This window comes from Streptomyces sp. NPDC052701 (assembly GCF_040678355.1).
Taxonomy (GTDB): domain Bacteria; phylum Actinomycetota; class Actinomycetes; order Streptomycetales; family Streptomycetaceae; genus Streptomyces.
The window spans coordinates 160,346-179,003 of sequence record NZ_JBFATO010000014.1 but is presented as its reverse complement, the minus strand read 5'-3'; the positions used below and the strand labels follow the sequence as shown (position 1 = coordinate 179,003).

19 protein-coding genes are annotated in these 18,658 nt (G+C 72.3%); 2 read left to right on the top strand and 17 right to left on the bottom strand.

Annotated elements, in window-relative coordinates; genetic code table 11:
• Positions 1–102 precede the first annotated feature (102 nt).
• The 8 genes from AB0L29_RS18580 to AB0L29_RS18545 form a co-directional block, all read right to left on the bottom strand.
• Positions 103–1,164, bottom strand: a complete 1,062-nt coding sequence (locus AB0L29_RS18580; RefSeq protein ID WP_365828364.1) for a hypothetical protein — start codon at positions 1,162–1,164, stop codon at positions 103–105.
• Positions 1,165–1,398: 234 nt separating this feature from the next.
• Positions 1,399–1,971: a hypothetical protein gene (locus tag AB0L29_RS18575; RefSeq protein WP_365828362.1), complete on the bottom strand. Its 573-nt coding sequence runs from the start codon at positions 1,969–1,971 to the stop codon at positions 1,399–1,401.
• A 29-nt stretch (positions 1,972–2,000) separates the two neighbouring features.
• Positions 2,001–3,881 (bottom strand): alpha/beta hydrolase, encoded by a 1,881-nt coding sequence (locus tag AB0L29_RS18570; RefSeq protein WP_365828360.1) that lies wholly within the window; start codon positions 3,879–3,881, stop codon positions 2,001–2,003.
• A 9-nt stretch (positions 3,882–3,890) separates the two neighbouring features.
• Positions 3,891–4,340 (bottom strand): hypothetical protein, encoded by a 450-nt coding sequence (locus AB0L29_RS18565; protein ID WP_365828358.1) that lies wholly within the window; start codon positions 4,338–4,340, stop codon positions 3,891–3,893.
• Positions 4,341–4,910: 570 nt separating this feature from the next.
• On the bottom strand, positions 4,911–6,536 hold the full coding sequence (gene groL / locus AB0L29_RS18560) for a chaperonin GroEL (protein WP_365828356.1): 1,626 nt from the start codon (positions 6,534–6,536) through the stop codon (positions 4,911–4,913).
• 125 nt (positions 6,537–6,661) lie between these two features.
• Positions 6,662–6,970, bottom strand: a complete 309-nt coding sequence (gene groES, locus AB0L29_RS18555; protein ID WP_014178834.1) for a co-chaperone GroES — start codon at positions 6,968–6,970, stop codon at positions 6,662–6,664.
• Between the two features lie 203 nt (positions 6,971–7,173).
• Positions 7,174–7,971 (bottom strand): polysaccharide deacetylase family protein, encoded by a 798-nt coding sequence (locus AB0L29_RS18550; protein ID WP_365828354.1) that lies wholly within the window; start codon positions 7,969–7,971, stop codon positions 7,174–7,176.
• A complete protein-coding gene (locus tag AB0L29_RS18545; RefSeq protein ID WP_365828352.1) occupies positions 7,968–8,915 on the bottom strand; it encodes a polysaccharide deacetylase family protein in 948 nt (315 codons plus the stop codon). The genes AB0L29_RS18550 and AB0L29_RS18545 overlap by 4 nt, the downstream gene beginning before the upstream one ends.
• A gap of 118 nt (positions 8,916–9,033) precedes the next feature.
• On the opposite strand from AB0L29_RS18545, the gene AB0L29_RS18540 reads away from it, so the two are divergent.
• The gene (locus tag AB0L29_RS18540) at positions 9,034–10,224 is read left to right on the top strand and encodes a methyltransferase domain-containing protein (RefSeq protein ID WP_365828350.1); all 1,191 of its coding nucleotides are present in this window, start codon (positions 9,034–9,036) and stop codon (positions 10,222–10,224) included.
• 181 nt (positions 10,225–10,405) lie between these two features.
• Here the strand turns inward: AB0L29_RS18540 and AB0L29_RS18535 are convergent, their stop codons facing one another.
• The 6 genes from AB0L29_RS18535 to tsaB form a co-directional block, all read right to left on the bottom strand.
• The gene (locus AB0L29_RS18535) at positions 10,406–11,548 is read right to left on the bottom strand and encodes an LCP family protein (RefSeq protein WP_365828348.1); all 1,143 of its coding nucleotides are present in this window, start codon (positions 11,546–11,548) and stop codon (positions 10,406–10,408) included.
• A 207-nt stretch (positions 11,549–11,755) separates the two neighbouring features.
• Positions 11,756–12,841, bottom strand: a complete 1,086-nt coding sequence (locus AB0L29_RS18530) for a LacI family DNA-binding transcriptional regulator (RefSeq protein WP_365828346.1) — start codon at positions 12,839–12,841, stop codon at positions 11,756–11,758.
• Positions 12,842–13,106: 265 nt separating this feature from the next.
• On the bottom strand, positions 13,107–13,364 hold the full coding sequence (locus AB0L29_RS18525) for a hypothetical protein (protein WP_365828344.1): 258 nt from the start codon (positions 13,362–13,364) through the stop codon (positions 13,107–13,109).
• Positions 13,361–14,452 carry a tRNA (adenosine(37)-N6)-threonylcarbamoyltransferase complex transferase subunit TsaD gene (gene tsaD, locus AB0L29_RS18520; RefSeq protein WP_365828342.1) on the bottom strand — a complete coding sequence of 364 codons (1,092 nt, stop codon included), beginning with the start codon at positions 14,450–14,452 and terminating at the stop codon, positions 13,361–13,363. The genes AB0L29_RS18525 and tsaD overlap by 4 nt, the downstream gene beginning before the upstream one ends.
• A complete protein-coding gene (rimI, locus tag AB0L29_RS18515; protein ID WP_365828400.1) occupies positions 14,445–14,930 on the bottom strand; it encodes a ribosomal protein S18-alanine N-acetyltransferase in 486 nt (161 codons plus the stop codon). The genes tsaD and rimI overlap by 8 nt, the downstream gene beginning before the upstream one ends.
• Before the next feature lie 47 nt (positions 14,931–14,977).
• Positions 14,978–15,631 (bottom strand): tRNA (adenosine(37)-N6)-threonylcarbamoyltransferase complex dimerization subunit type 1 TsaB, encoded by a 654-nt coding sequence (gene tsaB / locus AB0L29_RS18510; RefSeq protein WP_365828340.1) that lies wholly within the window; start codon positions 15,629–15,631, stop codon positions 14,978–14,980.
• Between the two features lie 137 nt (positions 15,632–15,768).
• Here tsaB and AB0L29_RS18505 point away from each other — a divergent pair, with 137 nt between their 5' ends.
• A complete protein-coding gene (locus AB0L29_RS18505) occupies positions 15,769–16,323 on the top strand; it encodes a hypothetical protein (RefSeq protein WP_365828338.1) in 555 nt (184 codons plus the stop codon).
• 228 nt (positions 16,324–16,551) lie between these two features.
• Here the strand turns inward: AB0L29_RS18505 and AB0L29_RS18500 are convergent, their stop codons facing one another.
• The 3 genes from AB0L29_RS18500 to AB0L29_RS18490 all read right to left on the bottom strand — a co-directional run bounded on the left by AB0L29_RS18500 (position 16,552) and on the right by AB0L29_RS18490 (position 18,639).
• Complete coding sequence (locus AB0L29_RS18500; protein WP_365828336.1) at positions 16,552–16,716, bottom strand: hypothetical protein; 165 nt, start codon at positions 16,714–16,716, stop codon at positions 16,552–16,554.
• A gap of 185 nt (positions 16,717–16,901) precedes the next feature.
• Positions 16,902–17,423 carry a tRNA (adenosine(37)-N6)-threonylcarbamoyltransferase complex ATPase subunit type 1 TsaE gene (tsaE, locus tag AB0L29_RS18495; protein ID WP_365828334.1) on the bottom strand — a complete coding sequence of 174 codons (522 nt, stop codon included), beginning with the start codon at positions 17,421–17,423 and terminating at the stop codon, positions 16,902–16,904.
• Positions 17,389–18,639: an alpha/beta hydrolase gene (locus AB0L29_RS18490; protein ID WP_365828332.1), complete on the bottom strand. Its 1,251-nt coding sequence runs from the start codon at positions 18,637–18,639 to the stop codon at positions 17,389–17,391. The genes tsaE and AB0L29_RS18490 overlap by 35 nt, the downstream gene beginning before the upstream one ends.
• Positions 18,640–18,658: the final 19 nt, after the last annotated feature.

The following is an 18,658-nucleotide window of genomic DNA, read 5'->3' as shown; positions in this document are numbered from 1 at the left end:
GGCCGCGCCTCCCGGGACCCGCCCGGTCCGGCGCCGCTGTCCCGGCTCACCGGCACCCGGGCACGGGACGGCGGGCGTGGGCGGGGCGCGTTCGCCGCCCGCCTAATCGCCTCCGCCGCCCCCGCCGCCGTCACCGCCCCCGCCGCCGTCACCGCCTCCGCCGTCGCCGCCGTCTCCCCCGTCGCTGCCCCAGCCGTCGCCGCCGCCGGGCTCGTTGTCGTCCCGGCCGCGGCCGAGGTTGCTGAACCAGGGGCGGTCCCACATCTCGCCGTCCGCCTCCCCGCCCTCCCCGCGGGAGCGGCGCCCCGAGCGGAACCTGGCCAGACCCGTGGTGTCCCCGAGGCCGAAGGACACGGCGACGGCGTGGGCCATGACGGCGTCCAGGGGATCGGGGGTCTCGTGGTGCACGGAGGCCAGCGGCAGCAGCACCGTGCCGGGCGCGGGCTCCGGCCACCGCGGCGGACGAGTCAGCAGGGCGACGCGCCGGTCGTCGCGCAGCAGCCACGAGCTCTCCGCGTCCGCGCGCCGCAGCGTCCACTGCCGGTCGGGCAGGTGGATCTCGACGCGGCTCCTGGACTTGCGGAACTTCTTCCGGAGGGCGAGCCGTGCGGGGACGTCGCCGACGGTCAGGAGCAGGCCGCCGTCCGGGGCGTCCGAATCGGCGTCGAAGCCGTACGGCGCCCTGAGGCGTACGGCGGGGGCCTGCGGGCCCCAGACGTCCACCCGGACCAGGCGCCGGTCCACGGCGACGGCTATCGGTCCGGCGGGGCCCGGCGCGTACCGGCGCGCGATCCACAGCGGTACGCCCTCCTCCCGCGCCCGCGCGGCGAGGGCGGCCACCGCGTCCGGACCGCCGCACCCGCGGACCGCCAACTCGCCCAGGACGCGGGCGAACTCGGCGGCCCGGTGCACCTTCAGGGGCGTGGTGGTGCCGGTGACCCGGGTGACCGGGACGACCCCGCGGCCCTCCGCCACCCACTCCAGGGGGCGTTCCGTGCCGCCGCCACCGAGCCAGGACCCCCGCAGGAACGCCTCGGCCATGGCCGCGAGGTTCAGCTCCTCGAGCGGTGTCGTCCTGCGGCCCCTGCGCAGCCGCTCCCCGGTGAGTTCCACGGTCCGCGCCAGCGGGTTCCACGACTCCTCCGCGTAGAGCACCCGGCTCATCGCCACCCCCTCCTGCTTCCTCCCATGCCTGCTCCTGCGCGGGCTTCAGCCGGGCGTGGCAGTGTCCCGAGTATCGATCATGATGTGTTCGCCTTGCACACGGACGCCCTGATCCCGTCTTCGGCCATGACCTCCAGACCCGGCGGCAGTCCCACGCGCATCCTCTCCCGCTTCGGTCCGTCCAGAGGACCGGGCGAGTGACGGCGCGCCAAGGATCCGCCGCCGTGGTCGATGTCAGCCCGACGACGCTGTCGGTGAAGCAGGGGAGATCGGGGTGGTCGATGACCAGAAGTCGGAGTGAACGTTGGGACGTGGGACGGGGTGGTCATAGTCGGGGCCGTTGGCCGGAGTCGTGGGTTCGGCAACGTCGGATGATTCGACACAGGGAGAATCGACCTCGAAAGCAACTTGCCCTGCGCCACCGACGACAAGGGAGATACCGAACCCGTCAGGCGACTGAGCGAAAATGGCAGGGAATTTTTCGCTCTTGTTGACAGACTTGATCTGGTACCCACTCTTCTCCCAGAACCGTTGCACGACTCCGAGGAAGTTCCCTCGACGCTCCTTGGAGATGATGGTCATCACCGTGCGCGAACGAGAGACATCGCAACTTCCTGCGGAAGTCCCGCTGTGAGTCCAGTGAACTTCCGGCCTGATCGCATCCAGAGTCGCGTCCAGCATCTCATCTGCACGTTCCGCCGCCTGCTGCATAGTAATGCCCATGACCGTCCTGCGACTTTCTCCGGATGCTTTTTCTGGGGCGCTGGGCACCGCGTCGCAGCCTCCCAGTGCAATGACGCCTGACACGGCGATCAGGAGTGTCCCCCACCGTTTCCTCACCGAGGCCGCTCCAACTGGATTTCACTAGAATTTCCGGACACGATCAAAGCGATATTGTTGGCGGATTCCTTGTCCTTCTCAGGGTTGAAGTAATTCGAGTGGGCAGGTGTCGGACCTTGTCCGTCGACGAAGGGTCTCGGCCCGTCGTCCACCCGGAAGCGATGGGCGCCGAACTCCTCGCTGGCGGGATCGGTCCCGAACCAGATTTCGTTGGGGTCGGTCTGGGCGTCCTGAGCCTCGTACGCGGCGATCCCGCCCACGACAGCGCCCGACGCTCCGCCCAAGAGAGCTCCGGCAGGCCCAGCCATCCCGCCACCGAGGACGAAGCCTGCGGATCCGCCGCCCGCGATGCCCGTGAAGATCCCGCTGGCCTCATTATGGTTGGGGAGTTTGGTCACCGGATCATTGTCCGCCGCACCTACGAAGACATGTCCCTTCCCTACGTTGAGATCTGCGGCATGGTGAGCTCCGGTGCCAGGACTGCCCACCAGAATGATATCGTCGGCTCCCGGGATTCCGCCTTGCTGTTGGGCCGCCTGGCCGACGGCGAGCGATCCGTAGGAGTGGCCGATCGCAGTGATGTGCGGGTCGTGATTCTCATTGGTGGCCGAGATGCCCGCCATGAACTGATTGTAAGAAATGGCGCCCGCCTTGGCGTCATCCATTGACATTACGTCCGCATTGTCCACGACTTCGGACGCGGGCATTTGTGGAGCATCATATCCCAGCCAGACGATCGAAGCAGTGGACGGGTCGTAGAACTGAGCTTCTTTTGCCGTGTCACGCGCCCTTTTGAGATCGTTCCTGGCGAAGTCGGCATCGAGGGAAGTACCCAGCCCGGGCACATAGGCCGAAACGTTCTTCGATGCATCAGGGTTTCCGTAACTGACAATAGCCCGACCACCTCCCTCGTCTCCGATTCCGAGCAGATACATGGGCGGAAACTTCGGATCGGGATTCCTCAACTGGTTGTCAATCAACTCTAGCCCGTCCAGCATCATCCTCGACTTCTCGTCGTGCCGCTCCGAAAGCTTTCCGATGAGAAGCTGAATGTTCTCCCGGTTCGCCTCGTCCCGTACGACGGCCGGGATGCCGTCCAGGTTCCCGATGACATCGGGATAGATCGCCAGGTACTCCTCTTGCTGATCTTTCGAGAGACTGTCCCACCAGGCTTTGCGGTCGGCCGGCGGCTTCTCGGTGGGGATGTCGTCCTTCAAGTACTCCGACGCGGCTGACCGCACCGCTGACGCATCGGATGCCGCGTCACCCCACGTCTTCTTGTTGACCGTCAGCCCCGGTGCCGCTTTCAGCTTCCCCAGCGCCTTGCTGTACCGCTCGTCGATCTCCGTGGCCTCCCGCAGGGCGTGGGCGATGCGGTCGGCGATGTCCTGGGCTTTCGCGCGGTGGGGGTTGGGGCTGTGCAGGCCGGCGGTGTCCGGACCGAGTCCGGGCGTGTACAGACCGGTGTTGCCCTTGATCGTCCCACCGGGGATTTCATCGCCGGTCAGCACGTTCTCGCCACCGGCGGGGTACACGACGCTGCCGTCCGCGTTCACGGTGTACGACAGCGCCTTCGCGTCCTCCAGCGCTTCGAGCAGGCGGCGTCTCGGGGCGGTGATCTCGGACGAGAAACCGTTGAGCGCTCCGCTGACCAGGCCGCATTCCACCTGGGTGTAATGGAAGTTCCCCGACAGCTTGGCCAGCTGCTTCAGCGCCGCGTCCGCCGCCTCACCCTCGTTGGCCTTCTGCATGGCCTGGGTGATCTGCTTGTCAATGCGGTCCTTGGCCGCGTCGGCCATGTCGCTGATCGCTCGGTATCCGTCCGCCGCTTCCGCGTACTCGGACGGGTTGACGGCCCTGAGTGTCTTGAGGTCCATGCCTCCGGATCACCGGCCCTTTCCGGAGCCGTCGGGAGCAGACGTGCCCTCGGAGTGGACCTTCAGCCTGGCCATCTCGGCCTTGATGGCCTCATCGGTTCTGATCTGGTCGCTCCCCGCCTTCTCCAGCACACCGGCGAGCCCACCACACAGCTCACCGATGTCCTTCATGCGACGCTCCCAGGAGTCGTACACGCTCTTCTGGGCCACAGCGGTCAAACAGCCAGAGCCCTTGTCGAGCCCTGTCTGGCCGTTCTCCAACTTCGTCAGCGCCTTGCCGATGTCGTCCCGTAAGTCGCCCACGCCCTCACCGGCCGCGGACCACGCCTTCTTGTCGGATCTGAGCCTGTCGTGAGCGCCGCTGCCACCCTGGTCGGCGGGCAACTGGTTGAGCTGCATCCGTGCGGAGTGCCGTTCGGCCGCCGCGGCCTTGAGCTGCTCCCACTCCTCCCACGCCACGCGTGGTTCCCCTCCCCGTGTCGTACGCCGCCGAGTCGTTGTGAACGTGCAACCGCAACGCTGCGGTGATCGGGAAGCACGCTACTGCTGCTCCGTCGTCCGCCCATCCGTTCCGGCCATCATGAGCCTCTGAGTATCCGTACTCAGGTGTCCGGCGACTGCCGGAAAGCGGACGAGCGGCGATGCGGAGCACTGGGCCTTCGGTCCCCCGCTCGGGCGGCACACGGGGGGCCGCCCGCACCATGGCATCGACCCGGCCGCGACACCCCCGGCATCCACCGGACGAACGCCGCAGCTGGCTGGTGGCGTACATCGACTGGCGGCGCAGGCTCTGCTTCGTGGAGTCGGTGGACGAGGGTGGAGGGTCAAACTGAAGTTCGCGGAAGCCCTTCCCCAGTAGGTCGTGTAAGTCACTCCCGCCGCGCGCCTGGCGGACGCGGAGGGTGCGCGGGGCGGTGCTCGCAGACCCCGTCCGGTTCCCAGTACGGAACGGCGGCTGACACCGCCCGGTCCCGGACAGGGCAAAGCCCCGGTCCCTTCCAGGACCGGGGCCTGCTACGAGCGGTTCACTCAGTGGGCGTGGCCGTGGCCGTGGCCCGCGGCGGCCGGCTCCTCTTCCTCCTTCTTCTCGACGACCAGGGTCTCGGTCGTCAGAAGCAGGGAGGCGATGGAGGCGGCGTTCTCCAGGGCGGAGCGGGTGACCTTGACCGGGTCGATGACGCCGGCCTTGATCAGGTCGGCGTACTCGCCGGTGGCGGCGTTGTAGCCGTTGCCCTTCTCCAGCTCGGCGACCTTGGAGACGATGACGTAGCCCTCCAGGCCGGCGTTCTCCGCGATCCAGCGCAGCGGCTCGACGGCGGCGCGGCGGACGACCGCGACACCGGTGGCCTCGTCGCCGGTCTTGCCGAGGTTGTCCTCCAGGACCTTCACGGCGTGGACGAGCGCGGAGCCACCACCGGAGACGATGCCCTCCTCGACCGCGGCGCGGGTCGCGGAGATGGCGTCCTCCAGACGGTGCTTCTTCTCCTTCAGCTCCACCTCGGTGGCGGCGCCGACCTTGATCACGCACACGCCGCCGGCCAGCTTCGCGAGGCGCTCCTGGAGCTTCTCGCGGTCCCAGTCGGAGTCGGTGGTCTCGATCTCGGCCTTGATCTGCGCGACGCGGCCCTCGACGTCCTCCTTCTTGCCGGCGCCGTCGACGATCGTGGTGTCGTCCTTGGTGACGGTGACGCGGCGGGCGGTGCCGAGCACGTCCAGGCCGACCTGGTCGAGCTTGAGGCCGACCTCCTCGGAGATGACCGTGGCGCCGGTGAGGACCGCCATGTCCTGCAGCATCGCCTTGCGGCGGTCGCCGAAGCCGGGGGCCTTGACGGCGACGGCGTTGAAGGTGCCGCGGATCTTGTTCACGACGAGGGTGGACAGGGCCTCGCCCTCGACGTCCTCGGCGATGATCAGCAGCGGCTTGGAGGAGTTCGCCTGGATGATCTTCTCCAGCAGCGGCAGGAGGTCCGCGATCGCGGAGATCTTGCCCTGGTGGATGAGGATGTACGGGTCCTCCAGGACGGCCTCCATGCGCTCCTGGTCCGTCACGAAGTACGGCGACAGGTAGCCCTTGTCGAAGGCCATGCCCTCGGTGAAGTCCAGCTCCAGACCGAAGGTGTTGGACTCCTCGACGGTGATGACACCGTCCTTGCCGACCTTGTCCATCGCCTCGGCGATGAGCTCGCCGACCTGCTGGTCCTGGGCGGACAGCGCGGCGACGGCGGCGATGTCGGACTTCTCGTCGATCGGGCGGGCCGAGGCGAGCAGGTCGTCGGAGACGGCCTTGACCGCGGCGTCGATGCCCTTCTTCAGGGCGGCCGGGGAGGCGCCGGCGGCGACGTTCTTCAGACCCTCGCGGACCAGGGCCTGGGCCAGCACGGTCGCGGTGGTCGTACCGTCACCCGCGATGTCGTTGGTCTTGGTCGCCACCTCCTTGACCAGCTGCGCGCCGAGGTTCTCGTACGGGTCCTCGATCTCGACCTCGCGGGCGATCGTGACACCGTCGTTGGTGATGGTGGGGGCGCCGAACTTCTTGTCGATGACGACGTTGCGGCCCTTGGGGCCGATCGTCACCTTGACCGTGTCGGCAAGCTTGTTGACGCCGCGCTCGAGGGCGCGACGGGCGTCCTCGTCGAACTTCAGGATCTTCGCCATGGCAGCGGGAGCCCTCTCGGAAAGTCAGGGGTAAAGAAACTGCGCCCCGGGCGCCCGGCTTCTTATCGGTCGCGGGGGCCAGGGGCGCAGCTGGAAGCTGAGGCGCTTCGGTGAAGCCGGGTGAACTACTTCTCGATGATCGCGAGGACGTCGCGGGCCGAGAGGACGAGGTACTCCTCGCCGTTGTACTTCACCTCGGTACCGCCGTACTTGCTGTAGAGGACGACGTCACCGACGGAAACGTCGAGCGGAAGGCGGTTGCCGTCCTCGAAGCGGCCCGGGCCCACGGCCAGGACGACGCCCTCCTGGGGCTTCTCCTTGGCGGTGTCCGGAATGACCAGGCCAGAGGCCGTGGTCTGCTCGGCGTCCAGCGGCTGGACCACGATGCGGTCCTCGAGCGGCTTGATGGCAACCTTGGAGCTGGCGGTCGTCACGATCCGACCTCCCCCTTCGGAGATCTCACGGGGTTAACTGTCTGAGGTGGCGACCAGGTCGATCCGTCGTCGCGGGTGCCGGACCTGCCCGTCGCTTTGTTGGCACTCTCCGGGTGGGAGTGCCAGAGCCGAGACTATGACCGTCGTTAGCACTCGGTCAAGCGGAGTGCCAATCAGTCGCGGCGCGTCGGCCGGAACCCGCCTCACCGGCCGACGCGCGGACCCCTCGGCGGGATGTAGTCCTCCAGCCGGCCGACCCTCAGCCCCCGCGCCTCGATCTCCCGCAGCAGCGCGCGTGTGCGCTCCACCAGGGGCAGGCCCGTCGAACCCGCGTCCGGGTCGACGGCCACGATGTCGCCGGGCCGCAGACGGCGTTCGCCCCGGGTGTAGGCCGGCGTCCCGTCGCCCCGCACCGAGACCCGCCACAGCACGACCGCCGCGATGCCGCAGTCGGCGGCGGCGCGCAGGGTCGTCGTGTCGTAGGTGCCGTGGGGCGGGCGCAGGAGGTGGGCGCGGACGCCGAAGCGGGCGCGGAGCTTGTCCTGCTGGCCGCAGATCTCGGCGCGCTGGCCGGCGTAGGGCAGACCGCGCAGCGCGGCGTGGTCGAGGGTGTGGTTCTGGATGCTCGCGCCGACCGCGCGCAGGCGCGCGAAGTGGCCGTAGGCCGGTCCCACGACCCGGTCCGTGAGGAACAGGCCGACCGGGAGCCGCCGGGCCCGCACGAGGTCGACCAGGCGCGGGTCCCGCTCGGCGTCGTCGTCGTAGGTCAGGAAGACGACCGGGTCCCGGGTCGGGACGCGGTCCACGACGGGCGGGAGGCCGGTCGCCTTCCCCTGTCCTGCCGCGGTGGCCTCCCGCGCCCCCGCGCGGGCCTCCCGCCCCTCCGTCCGCTCCGCAGGCCCCGGGGGGCGCGTCCGGTCGTCCGGCCGGACGGTCCCCTCGCAGCCGCCGAGCAGGACGGCGGCGGCCAGGACCGCGGCGAGCCGGCCGCGCCGCCTCACAGGTAGTCCTCCAGCCGCCCCACCGCGTACCCCTCGGCGGTGACCTTGTCGAGGAAGCGGCGGATCATGTCGGGCATGGTGCCCTGCCAGTCGCCCCGGCCGCGGAAGTGGCTGAGCACGATGTCGCCGGGGTGCAGGGCGCGGTCCCACTCGCGGTACTCCCAGCGGTCGACGAAGACCTCCTCGTTCCACAGGGGGGCGTACTCGATGCCGCAGGCCTTGGCGGCGCGCAGGGTGGTCCTGTCGTAGTTGCCGAAGGGCGGGCGGAAGAGGACGGGGCGCGTGCCGTAGCGCTCCTCGATGACGTCCTGCATGCCGCAGATCTCGCGCTTCTGGCAGGCGTACGACAGCCCGGGCAGGTAGGGGTGGTGCAGCGTGTGGTTGTTCAGGGTCACCCCGCCGGCCTGCATCCTCTTGAAGTAGCCGTAGTCCTCCTTGACGAGGTAGTCGCTGAGGAAGGCGGTGTAGGGGACCTTCAGGTCGCTCATCATGCGCAGGAACGCCGGGTCCTTCTCGGCGCCGTCGTCGATGGTGAGGAAGACGACCTTGTCCTCGGTGGGGACCGTGGTGAAGACCGGGGGGAGGCCCAGTTCCCGGTGGCCGTCGACCTCGAAGCCCTCGCGGGTGGTGATCCTCGGCTTCCGGGCGGGGGCCGGCGGGGCCGGCAGGGGGACCCGCCGCAGGCCCCAGCGCCGCGCGGCGGCGGCCCGGGCGGCGTGGGCCGCGCGCAGTTTCGTGGCGTAGGAGTCGAGGGCGCGGGCCGCGGGCGCCTCCAGGGGCTGCTGGCCGGCGGCCGGCCGCAGCCCGGAGTCGCCGCGCTGCCCGGAGTCGCCGCGCTGCCCGCAGCCCGAGGCGACGGCGGTGGCGGTGGCTGCGAGCACGGCGAGGCCGATCCACACTCTCCCGCGCACCCGGTTTTTATCATTTTGTACGACTACTCGCATGGAGCCGGATCCTCGCAGGACCCCGCCCCCGGCCCGGTCCGACACCGCGACCCGAGCCGCACCATCCACCGACCGGCCCACAGGACCAGCGGCCGGCCGGCTGACCGACAATGATCCGGTGAACGACCTCGCCCCCCTCCTCACCCCCGAAGGCCGCGCCCTCCTCGAGGAGGTGCGCGGTGTCGACCCGGCGCGGGAGCTCGCCGTCGCCACCCGGCTGCGCCGCGAGCATCCCGCCGGGCTGGTGTCGGCGGCGCTCGGGCAGGCGCGGCTGCGGCAGCGTGCGGTGGCGAAGTTCGGGGCCGAGGACGCGCAGCGGATGTTCTTCACGCCCAACGGGGTCGAGCAGTCGACCCGGGCGAGCGTGGCGGCGTACCGGGCCGGGCGGCTCAGGGAGCTGGGCGTCGCCTCCGTGGCCGATCTGTGCTGCGGGATCGGCGGCGACGCGATCGCGCTGGCCCGCGCCGGGATCCGGGTGCTGGCCGTGGACCGGGACCCGCTGACGGCGGCGGCGGCGCGTGCGAACGTCGAGGCGCTGGGGCTCGCGGAACTGGTCGAGGTGCGGGAGGCCGACGTCACGGAGGTGGACACGGCCGGCTACGACGCCGTCTTCGTCGACCCGGCCCGGCGCGGCGGCCGCGGTCGCATCTTCGCCCCCGAGGCGTACTCGCCGCCCCTGTCCTGGGCGATCGGGGCGGCCCGCGGGGCGTCCCGGGCCGCGGCGCTGAAGATCGCGCCCGGTGTGCCGCACGAGGCGGTTCCCTCCGACGCCGAGGCCGAGTGGATCTCCGACGGCGGGGACGTGAAGGAGGCGGTGCTGTGGTTCGGCACCGAGCCGGGCGCGGTGCGGGCCACCCTGCTGCCGGGCCCCCGCACCCTGCTCTCCCGCGGCCTGCCCGACCCGGAGGTCCGCCCGCCCGGCCGCTACCTGTACGAGCCGGACGGCGCCGTCATCCGCGCCCATCTGGTCGCCGAGGTGGCCGAGCGGGTCGGCGGCGGGCTGCTCGACGCGACGATCGCGTACGTCACCGCGGACGAGCTGCGTCCGACGCCCTACGCCACCGCGTACGAGATCACCGACCGGCTGCCCTTCAACGTCAAGAAGCTGAAGGCGCTGCTGCGGGAGCGGGAGGTGGGCACGCTGACCGTGAAGAAGCGGGGGTCGGCGGTGGAGCCGGAGGAACTGCGCAGGAAGGTCAGGCCCCAGGGGCCGCACGCGGCCACCGTCTTCCTGACCCGCGTCGCGGGGGCGCCCACCATGCTGATCGGCGCCCCCGCCGGGCCGCCCGCCGGCGGCAGGCCGTCCTGAGCGGGTCCGGGCGCGGGCCGACGCCGTCTCCGCCGTCTCCCCCGGGCGGGCTCACGGGCGTGTCACAGCGGCCGGATCGCCGCGGCGGCCGAGCGGACGCGGGGGACGGGGGTGCGAACGGCGTTCCCCGGCCCGGGCGAGCGGCGGTTCCCGAGGGCCGGGGCCGGTAGGTCCGCGGGGTTCAGCGCAGCGACGCCCACAGCTCCCGTGCCGCGGGCTCGTTCGCCACCACCCGGTTGCGGTCCCGGGGCGCCGGTACCACCGGCATCGTCACCGTCCGCACCTCGTCGGCCGACAGCCCCTCCAGGCTCCGCCCGAACCGCGTCAGCTCCGCCAGCGAGTCCAGGCCCGTGTCCGTGGTCAGACTGCCGGTGACCGCGTCGGCGACCCGGTACAGCCGGGCGGGGTCGGCGAGCAGGTCGGTCGCGGCGATCCGCGCCAGCAGCGCCTTCACCAGGGTCTGCTGGAGCTCTATGCGGCCCAGGTCGCTGCCGTCGCCGACGCCGTACCGGGTGCGCGCCAGGCCCAGGGCCCGCTCGCCGTCCAGGTGGTGGGTGCCCGCGTCCAGGTGCAGGTGGCTCCGGTCGTCGTCGATGTCCTCCCCGGTGGTGACGGTGACCCCGCCGAGCGCGTCCACCAGCCGCGCGAAGCCCGAGAAGTCGATCTCGACGTAGTGGTCCATGCGGACGTCCGTCATCGACTCGACCGTCTTGACCGCGCACGCCGGACCGCCCACCGCGTAGGCGCTGTTGAACATCGCGTGGTCCGCCGGCCGCGTCGACCCCCCGGACGGCAGCGGGCAGGACGGACGCGTGACCAGGGTGTCGCGCGGGATGCTGACCACGGTCGCGCCCGTCCGGCCCGGGGCGAGGTGCACGACCATCGCCGTGTCGGAGCGGGCGCCGGAGTCGTGGCCGCCGCCGAGCTCCTGGTTCCTCGCGCCGCTGCGCGAGTCCGAGCCGAGCACCAGGATGTTCAGGGCGCCGCCGGGCGGCGGGGACGCCGAGCCGGGCGGGGTGGCCGTCGCGCGCGCCGGGCGGTTGTCGCCCAGCGCGCTGTTGATGTCGACGCTCCTGATGTTGCCGTCGAGGTGCCGGTAGGCCCAGCCCGCCGCCGCGCCGCCCAGCGCCAGCAGGCCGGCCAGGGCCAGGCCGGCGGCCTTCAGCGCGGCCGGCCGCCGGCCCGCTCGTCCGCCTTCGGCTCCGTTCCCCTCGGTTCCGTCGGTTCCGTCGTTCCCCTCGGTTCCGCCGTTCTCGCCGTTCCCCTCGGTTCCGTCGTTCCCGCCGTTCCCGTCGCTTCTGCCGTCCCCGTCACGTCCCGTCACAAGCAGGAACATAAGTCCGAATTATGACGAGCAGGGGTCCCTGGGCGGCTTTCTTGGAAAATTCTCAGACGCGCCGGCCCGCACTCGCCCCCGTGTCACACCGGCACCGCACCGCCCTCGCACCACGAGGCGCCGCAGCCGAAACCCGGAACGCCCGGCCGGGCAGCCGGCTGGCTCCGGAGCGGTCCCGGGCGCCCGCACCACCGGTCAGCGGGCGCCGCCCTCCCCCCGGGCCGCCGGAGGCTCGCCCGTACTGCTGCGCACCACCAGGCTGGTCGCCAGCTCCACCCGGGTCGCGGCCGGGGTGTCGCCCTCCCGCCCGAGGTCCAGGACCAGCTTGGCCGCCGCCTCGGCCATCTCGGTCAGCGGCTGGCGCACGGTCGTCAGCGGCGGCCCCACCCAGCGGGCCACCGGCAGGTCGTCGAACCCCACCACGCTCAGGTCCTCCGGAATGCGCAGCCCGAGCTCGCGCGCGGCCTCGTACAGTCCGAGCGCCTGGAGGTCGTTCCCGGCGAAGACCGCGGTGGGCCGGTCCTCCCGGCGCAGCAGGGCGAGCCCCTGCCGGTAGCCGGCCTCGTGGTGGAAGTCACCGGTCATGATCAGTTCGGGGTCGACCGGCAGCCCGGCCGTCTCCAGCGCGGCCCGGTAGCCGTCGACACGGGCCCGGCTGCACATCATCCGCGACGGCCCGCTGATCGCACCGATCCTGCGGTGGCCCAGCTCGACCAGGTGCCGGGTGGCGGCCAGCCCGCCCTGCCAGTTGGTCGCGCCGATGGACGGCACGTCGGTGCCCGGGTCGCCGGCCGGGTCCATCACCACGAACGGGATGGAACGGCTGGTCAGCAGCGCCCGCTGGGACTCGTCCAGCCCGGACAGCACGAGGATCACGCCGTGCGGCCGACGGGCGGCGACCTGGTCGGCCCAGGTCCGCCCGGGTGTCAGCCGGCCCGCGCTCTCCGACAGCACGACGCTCAGCCCGGCGTCCCGGGCCACGTTCTCCACACCCCGGATGACCTCCATCGCCCAGGCGCTCTCCAGCTCATGGAAGACCAGGTCGATCAGGGGGGAGCGGGTCGCCTCGGCCCGGCGGCGCCGGTAGCCGTGGGCGCGCAGCAGCTCCTCGACACGGGTCCGGGTGGCCGGGGCGACGTCGGCACGGCCGTTGAGGACCTTCGAAACAGTCGGCGCCGACACGCCGGCCTCGCGGGCGATCTCGGCAAGCGTCGCGGTCTGCGCGGCCCGCCCTTGCGTCCGGGTTTGCGTCCGGCTTTCCACCGGCTGCGGGGATGTCATGGCGGCGATCGTAACCCTGTCGGACCTCTTGACGAAGTCCTCGCACCGCCACGGCTTCCCGGAACATTCGACACGTAAGTCGAAACATTCGACGCGTCGGCCGTGGGAGGACCGCTCGCCCACCCGGCGGGGCTCCCGCCCGCCGCGTCCCGGCGTGCCCCCGCCCTGCCCGCCGCCGCCCGGTCGGGGAGCTGTTCTCCCGGGCGGCCCCGGAGGGGAGGACCGTGGCGGGGCCGCGTCCCGGGTGGGCCGTGGAAGCCGCCGGTCAGCCGGCGTCCACCGACTCGAACCGCCACCGGTGCACCGCCCGCGTGACCAGCTCCTCGTCCGGCTCCGGCAGTTCGGGCAGGTCCGCGTCGTACGGCGCGTCCCACCAGGTGACGACCAGGACCCGGTCCTGCGGGGCGCGGAAGGTCTCGCGGCGCAGCGGAGCGCCGTCGAGCCGCTGCGCGCGTACCCAGGCCAGCAGATCCTTGCCGCGCCCGGGCACCGCGCGCGCCTCCCACATCAGGGCGACCGTCACGAGTACAGGTTCTCCTCGCCGGCCTCGTGCGCGTGGTCGTGGGCGCGGCCCGGGACGTGCGGGTCCGTCACCGGCAGGGAGGAGTCCGCCGACAGGTCCCAGTCGGACGGCGGCCGGTTGCGGGCGACCATCTCGGCGCCGAGCGCCGCCACCATCGCCCCGTTGTCGGTGCACAGCTTCGGCCGCGGCACCCGCAACCGGATCCCGGCGGCCTCGCAGCGCTCCTGGGCCAGGGCCCGCAGGCGGGAGTTGGCGGCGACACCGCCGCCGATCATCAGGTGGTCGACGCCCTCGTCCTTGCAGGCCCGTACGGCCTTGCGGGTCAGCACGTCGACGACCGCCTCCTGGAAGGAGGCCGCCACGTCCCGCACCGGCACCTCCTCGCCCGCCGCCCGCCTGGCCTCGATCCAGCGGGCCACGGCCGTCTTCAGCCCCGAGAAGGAGAAGTCGTACGCCGGGTCGCGCGGGCCGGTCAGGCCGCGCGGGAACGCGATGGCGTCCGGGTCGCCCTCACGCGCGTACCGGTCGATGACCGGCCCGCCGGGGAAGCCGAGGTCCAGCACGCGCGCGATCTTGTCGAAGGCCTCGCCCGCCGCGTCGTCGATGGTCGCGCCCATGGGGCGCACGTCCGAGGTGATGTCCGAGGACAGCAGCAGCGAGGAGTGGCCGCCGCTCACCAGCAGCGCCATCGTCGGCTCCGGCAGCGCGCCGTGCTCCAGCTGGTCCACGCAGATGTGGGAGGCGAGGTGGTTGACGCCGTACAGGGGCTTGCCCAGCGCGTAGGCGTACGCCTTCGCCGCCGAGACGCCGACCAGCAGGGCGCCGGCCAGGCCCGGACCGGCGGTCACCGCGATGCCGTCCAGGTCCCTTGCGCTCACCCCCGCTTCCTTCAGCGCGCGGTCGATGGTCGGCACCATCGCCTCCAGGTGCGCCCGGGAGGCGACCTCGGGCACCACCCCGCCGAAGCGGGCGTGCTCGTCGACGCTGGAGGCGACGGCGTCGGCCAGCAGGGTGGTGCCACGGACGATGCCGACGCCGGTCTCGTCGCAGGAGGTCTCGATCCCCAGTACCAGGGGTTCGTCAGCCATGGATCTCGGTTCCTTGTGCGGAGTTCTCAGGGACGGTCAGGCGCATCACCAGGGCGTCCACGTTCCCCGGCTGGTAGTAGCCGCGCCGGAAGCCGATGGGCTCGAAGCCGAAGCGCTCGTACAGCTTCTGCGCGCGGACGTTGTCGACGCGGCACTCCAGCATCACCTCGGCGCACTCGAAGGCGGTCGCCGCCCGCAGCAGCCCGGTCAGCAGCCGCCCGCCGAGGCCGGTGCCCCACAGGTCGCGGGCGACGGCGATGGTCTGGACGTCGGCCTGCTCGCCGGAGGCGGCCAGCCCCGCGTACCCGACGATCCGCCCGGCGTCCTCCCGGGGGACCTCGGCGACCAGGTACCGCCGGGTCGCCTGCGGACCGCGCGCGTGGGCGAGCTCGGACCAGAACATGCCCCGGGACCAGGCGTCCTCGGGGAACAGGTTCCGTTCCAGTTCCAGGACGGGGTCGATGTCCCACCAGCGCATCTCGCGCAGCACGGGCGTCACGGGCGTCACGGACGTCACGGACTCGGTCACTTGGGGGTGACCACCTTGTAGTTCTTGGGGACCTGCGCGTCGGGGCGGCGCAGGTACAGCGGCCGGGGCGCGGCGAGTTCCCCGCCCCCGGCGAGCCTCTCGGCGGCCAGCCGGGCGAGGGCGGCGGCGGACACGTGTTCGGGCTCGTGCGCGTTCGGGAAGGTGTCCGGGTACAGCAGCGCGCCCGCGCCGACCGCGGGCAGGCCCGCGACCCGCTCGGCGATGTCGGCGGGCCGGTCGACGGCCGGGTCGGTGAGGCGGGTGCGGGAGTCGGCGTACCGCGCCCAGTAGACCTCCTTGCGGCGGGCGTCGGTCGCCACCACGAACGGGCCCTCCAGGTCGGCGGCGTAGGCGAGGCCGTCCAGCGTGCACACACCGTGCACGGGCACGCCGAGCGCGTGTCCGAAGGTGTCCGCGGTCATCAGGCCCACGCGCAGCCCGGTGTACGGGCCGGGACCGATGCCGACGACGATGCCGGTGACGGCGTCGAGCTTGAGACCGGCCTCGGCGAGCACCCGGTCGATCGCCGGCAGCAGCAGTTCACCGTGCCGGCGCGCGTCCACCTGGCTCGACGAGGCGATGACGTCCCTGCCGTCGTGCAGCGCGACCGTGACGGCGGGTGTGGCGGTATCCAGAGCGAGCAAGAGCACGCAAACAGCCTACGGCTCCCGCGGGCCCGGCACGGCCGCCCCGGCCGGACGGTCACCTGCTGCTACCGTCCGACTCGGCACGGTAGGGCAGGGCAGGGCAGGGCACGAGGGAACGTACGACGCGGAGGTGGGCGCCGGTGGCAGGCATCAGCTCGGGGATCGTGGCCGGGCTCACCGCGGCGGCCCTCGCCACGGTCGGCTTCCTCGCCCACCGGGCCTCGACCACCGTTCCGGCCGGCCTCGGCGCGCCGCACGCGGACGCCTCCCCGTCGGCCGTCGTCCCGAAGGCGCCTCGCAGGAAGACCCCCGCCGCCGCCCTGCCCGCCGGGTCCGGCGGGGGCGAACGGATCGTGTACGCGCTGGGCGCCGACCGGGTGTGGCTGGTCGGCGACGGCGACCGGGTCAGGCGCACCTTCGAGGTGTTCCCCAGCGAGGTCGACCCGGCGCCGGGCGGCTACGCGGTCACGTCCCGCGCCAAGGCCGTCACCGGCTCCGACGGCATCCCCGTCGAGCACGTCGTGCGGTTCGCCACCGTGGACGGCGTGTCCGTCGGCTTCAGCGCGGCCGTGGACGGCTCGACGCCGCGACCGGCCCCCGGGGTGCTGACGGGCGGCATCCGGGAGACCCGCGAGGACGGCGCGGCGATGTGGAGGTTCGCGACGATCGGCCGCAAGGTCGTCGTCGTCCGCTGAGGCGGCGGGCCGGCGGGTGGCCACCGGAAGGTCCGGCCGGACGGATCACGGAACCGCGCCGGAGTGCCAGGGCCTTTTGTTCGGATCGTGCCGGGCTCGCGGGGCCTGGCACCGCGCCTCGCCGCGTTGCCGCCGGTTGCCAGGCCTTTGCCATGGCGCCCTCTTCCGCCTCGCGACGCACGGCACCGGATCCCGCTCCCCGATCCGGCCTGATGCGAACGAAGGACCCTAGGCGGCCTCGCGGTGCCGGACCGGCGGGTGCGACGCCCGCGGGTCGGGTTCGCGGGGCGGCGTCGAGATCGCGCGCGCCGCGGCGCAGGCCGCCAGCAGGTCCTGCATGGACACCCCGGGTGCCACGCGCGGGCGCGCCTCGTTGCGTTCCGTGGCCGGCATGGACGCCTCCTGATGACCGGGGGCGGACGTAGTTAGGTACACCTAACTACGGACTGGGTACCATGTGACCACGCGCAAGACCGCGAGCGCAACATCTTGCCGACGACTTGTCGGGACCCTGCCCCGGAACCTGCCCGTGCCTTCCCGCGCCTGCCCGGACGAACCGCCCGGAGGGAACCGCCCGGCTACGCCGACAGCACGCTCAGGTCGAGGTTCGCCCAGCGCTCGCCCACGCCGGTGAGCGTCACGTGCCGCACCTCGTCGGTGGTGTCCCCGACGGCCCGGTGGATCAGGACCTGCAGCCGGTCGTCGGTCAGCTCCTCGACCTTGCCCTCGCCCCACTCCACGACGACCACGGACTCGGGCAGCGAGACGTCGAGGTCGAGGTCCTCCATCTCGTCCAGCCCGCCGGACAGCCGGTAGGCGTCGACGTGCACGAGCGGCGGGCCGCCGGCCAGGGAGGGGTGCACGCGCGCGATCACGAACGTCGGCGAGGTGACCGCGCCGCGCACGCCGAGCCCCTCGCCGAGCCCGCGGGTCAGGGTGGTCTTGCCCGCGCCGAGCTCCCCGGTGAGCATCACGAGGTCGCCGGCGCGCAGCAGTTTGGCGAGCCGGCGGCCCAGCTCCCGCATCTGCTCGGGCGAGGTGACGGTGATCCGGACCGAGCCGGGCTCAGCCGGGTTGTGCGGTGCTGCTGGTGCTTCCATAGCCACCCACGGTAGCCCCTGCGGGGACGGCACCCGTGCGGGTGAGCAGGTCGGCGAGACGGTCGGTGACCACTTCGGGGTGCTCCAGGATCACCAGGTGGCCCGCGTCCGGGACCAGGACCAGCTCCGCGCCGGGCAGCAGGTCGGCGATCGCCTCGCTGTGCTCGCTGGGCGTGACCATGTCCCGCACCCCGGCCAGCACGAGGACCGGCATGTCCGCGAAGTGGGCGAGGGCCTCGGTCTTGTCGTGGTCGTCGAACGCCGGGTAGTACTCGGCGACCACGTCGATCGGCGTGCTCTCGATCATCCGCTCGGCGAACCGCCCGATCGCCGGGTCGACGTCCCTGGACGCGAACGAGTACCGCTTGATGATCTCGGCGAACAGGTCGGCGGTGGCCCGGCGCCCCTTCTCCACCAGCTCGGCACGCTGCCCCAGCGCCTTCAGCACGCCGGGCAGCACCCGCCGCACGACGTTGACCCCGGCGACCGGCAGCCCGAAGTTGACCTCGCCGAGCCGCCCCGAGGAGGTGCCGACGAGGGCCACGCCGACGACCCGCTCGCGGATCAGCTCCGGGTACTGGTCGGCCAGCGCCATCACCGTCATCCCGCCCATGGAGTGCCCGACCAGCACGATCGGCCCCTCGGGGACGGCCGCGTCGATGACGGCCTTCAGGTCGCGGCCCAGCTGCTCGATGGTGACCGGCTCACCGCGCTCCACCTGGGACACGCCCCGGGCGGACCGGCCGTGACTGCGCTGGTCCCAGTGCACCGTCCGCACCACGCCCCGCAGGGCCGCCCGCTGGAAGTGCCAGGAGTCCTGGCTGAGGCAGTAGCCGTGGCTGAAGACGACGGTGACGGGAGCGGGCGCCTTGCGGCCGAAGAGCCGGCGCCGCCGCGGGGTGAGCGCGGGAGCGGCCTGCGGGTCGATGTCGTCGACCTCGTAGTACAGCTCGGTGCCGTCGTCGGCGCGGGCCCTGCCGGGCGTACCGCGCAGGGCGCCGTACGGTCCCGCCGCGTCCAGGGCGAGCCGCGCCTTCTGGCGTATGCCCCGGCCGACGGTGAGCCGCTCCAGGGCGACGCCCGCGGCCGCTCCGGCGGCCACCACGCCTATCGCGACGCCCGCGACGCCGGTCGCCCGGCGCCAGCCGCCCGTCGCGGCGGAGGCCACGGCCGCCGTGGCGGCGTCCGCGACGGCCCCCGCACTGCTCTCGCTCACGTACCGCTCCTCTTCACCG

What these genes read in the sequence shown, in the direction of transcription:
- AB0L29_RS18570 (WP_365828360.1), bottom strand. Translation starts at nt 3,881, where the DNA reads ATGGACCTCAAGACACTCAGGGCCGTCAACCCGTCCGAGTACGCGGAA.
- tsaD (WP_365828342.1), bottom strand. Translation starts at nt 14,452, where the DNA reads ATGGCTGACGAACCCCTGGTACTGGGGATCGAGACCTCCTGCGACGAG.
- rimI (WP_365828400.1), bottom strand. Translation starts at nt 14,930, where the DNA reads ATGCGCTGGTGGGACATCGACCCCGTCCTGGAACTGGAACGGAACCTG.
- groL (WP_365828356.1), bottom strand. Translation starts at nt 6,536, where the DNA reads ATGGCGAAGATCCTGAAGTTCGACGAGGACGCCCGTCGCGCCCTCGAG.
- AB0L29_RS18545 (WP_365828352.1), bottom strand. Translation starts at nt 8,915, where the DNA reads ATGCGAGTAGTCGTACAAAATGATAAAAACCGGGTGCGCGGGAGAGTG.
- AB0L29_RS18580 (WP_365828364.1), bottom strand. Translation starts at nt 1,164, where the DNA reads ATGAGCCGGGTGCTCTACGCGGAGGAGTCGTGGAACCCGCTGGCGCGG.
- AB0L29_RS18530 (WP_365828346.1), bottom strand. Translation starts at nt 12,841, where the DNA reads ATGACATCCCCGCAGCCGGTGGAAAGCCGGACGCAAACCCGGACGCAA.
- tsaE (WP_365828334.1), bottom strand. Translation starts at nt 17,423, where the DNA reads ATGGAAGCACCAGCAGCACCGCACAACCCGGCTGAGCCCGGCTCGGTC.
- AB0L29_RS18500 (WP_365828336.1), bottom strand. Translation starts at nt 16,716, where the DNA reads ATGCCGGCCACGGAACGCAACGAGGCGCGCCCGCGCGTGGCACCCGGG.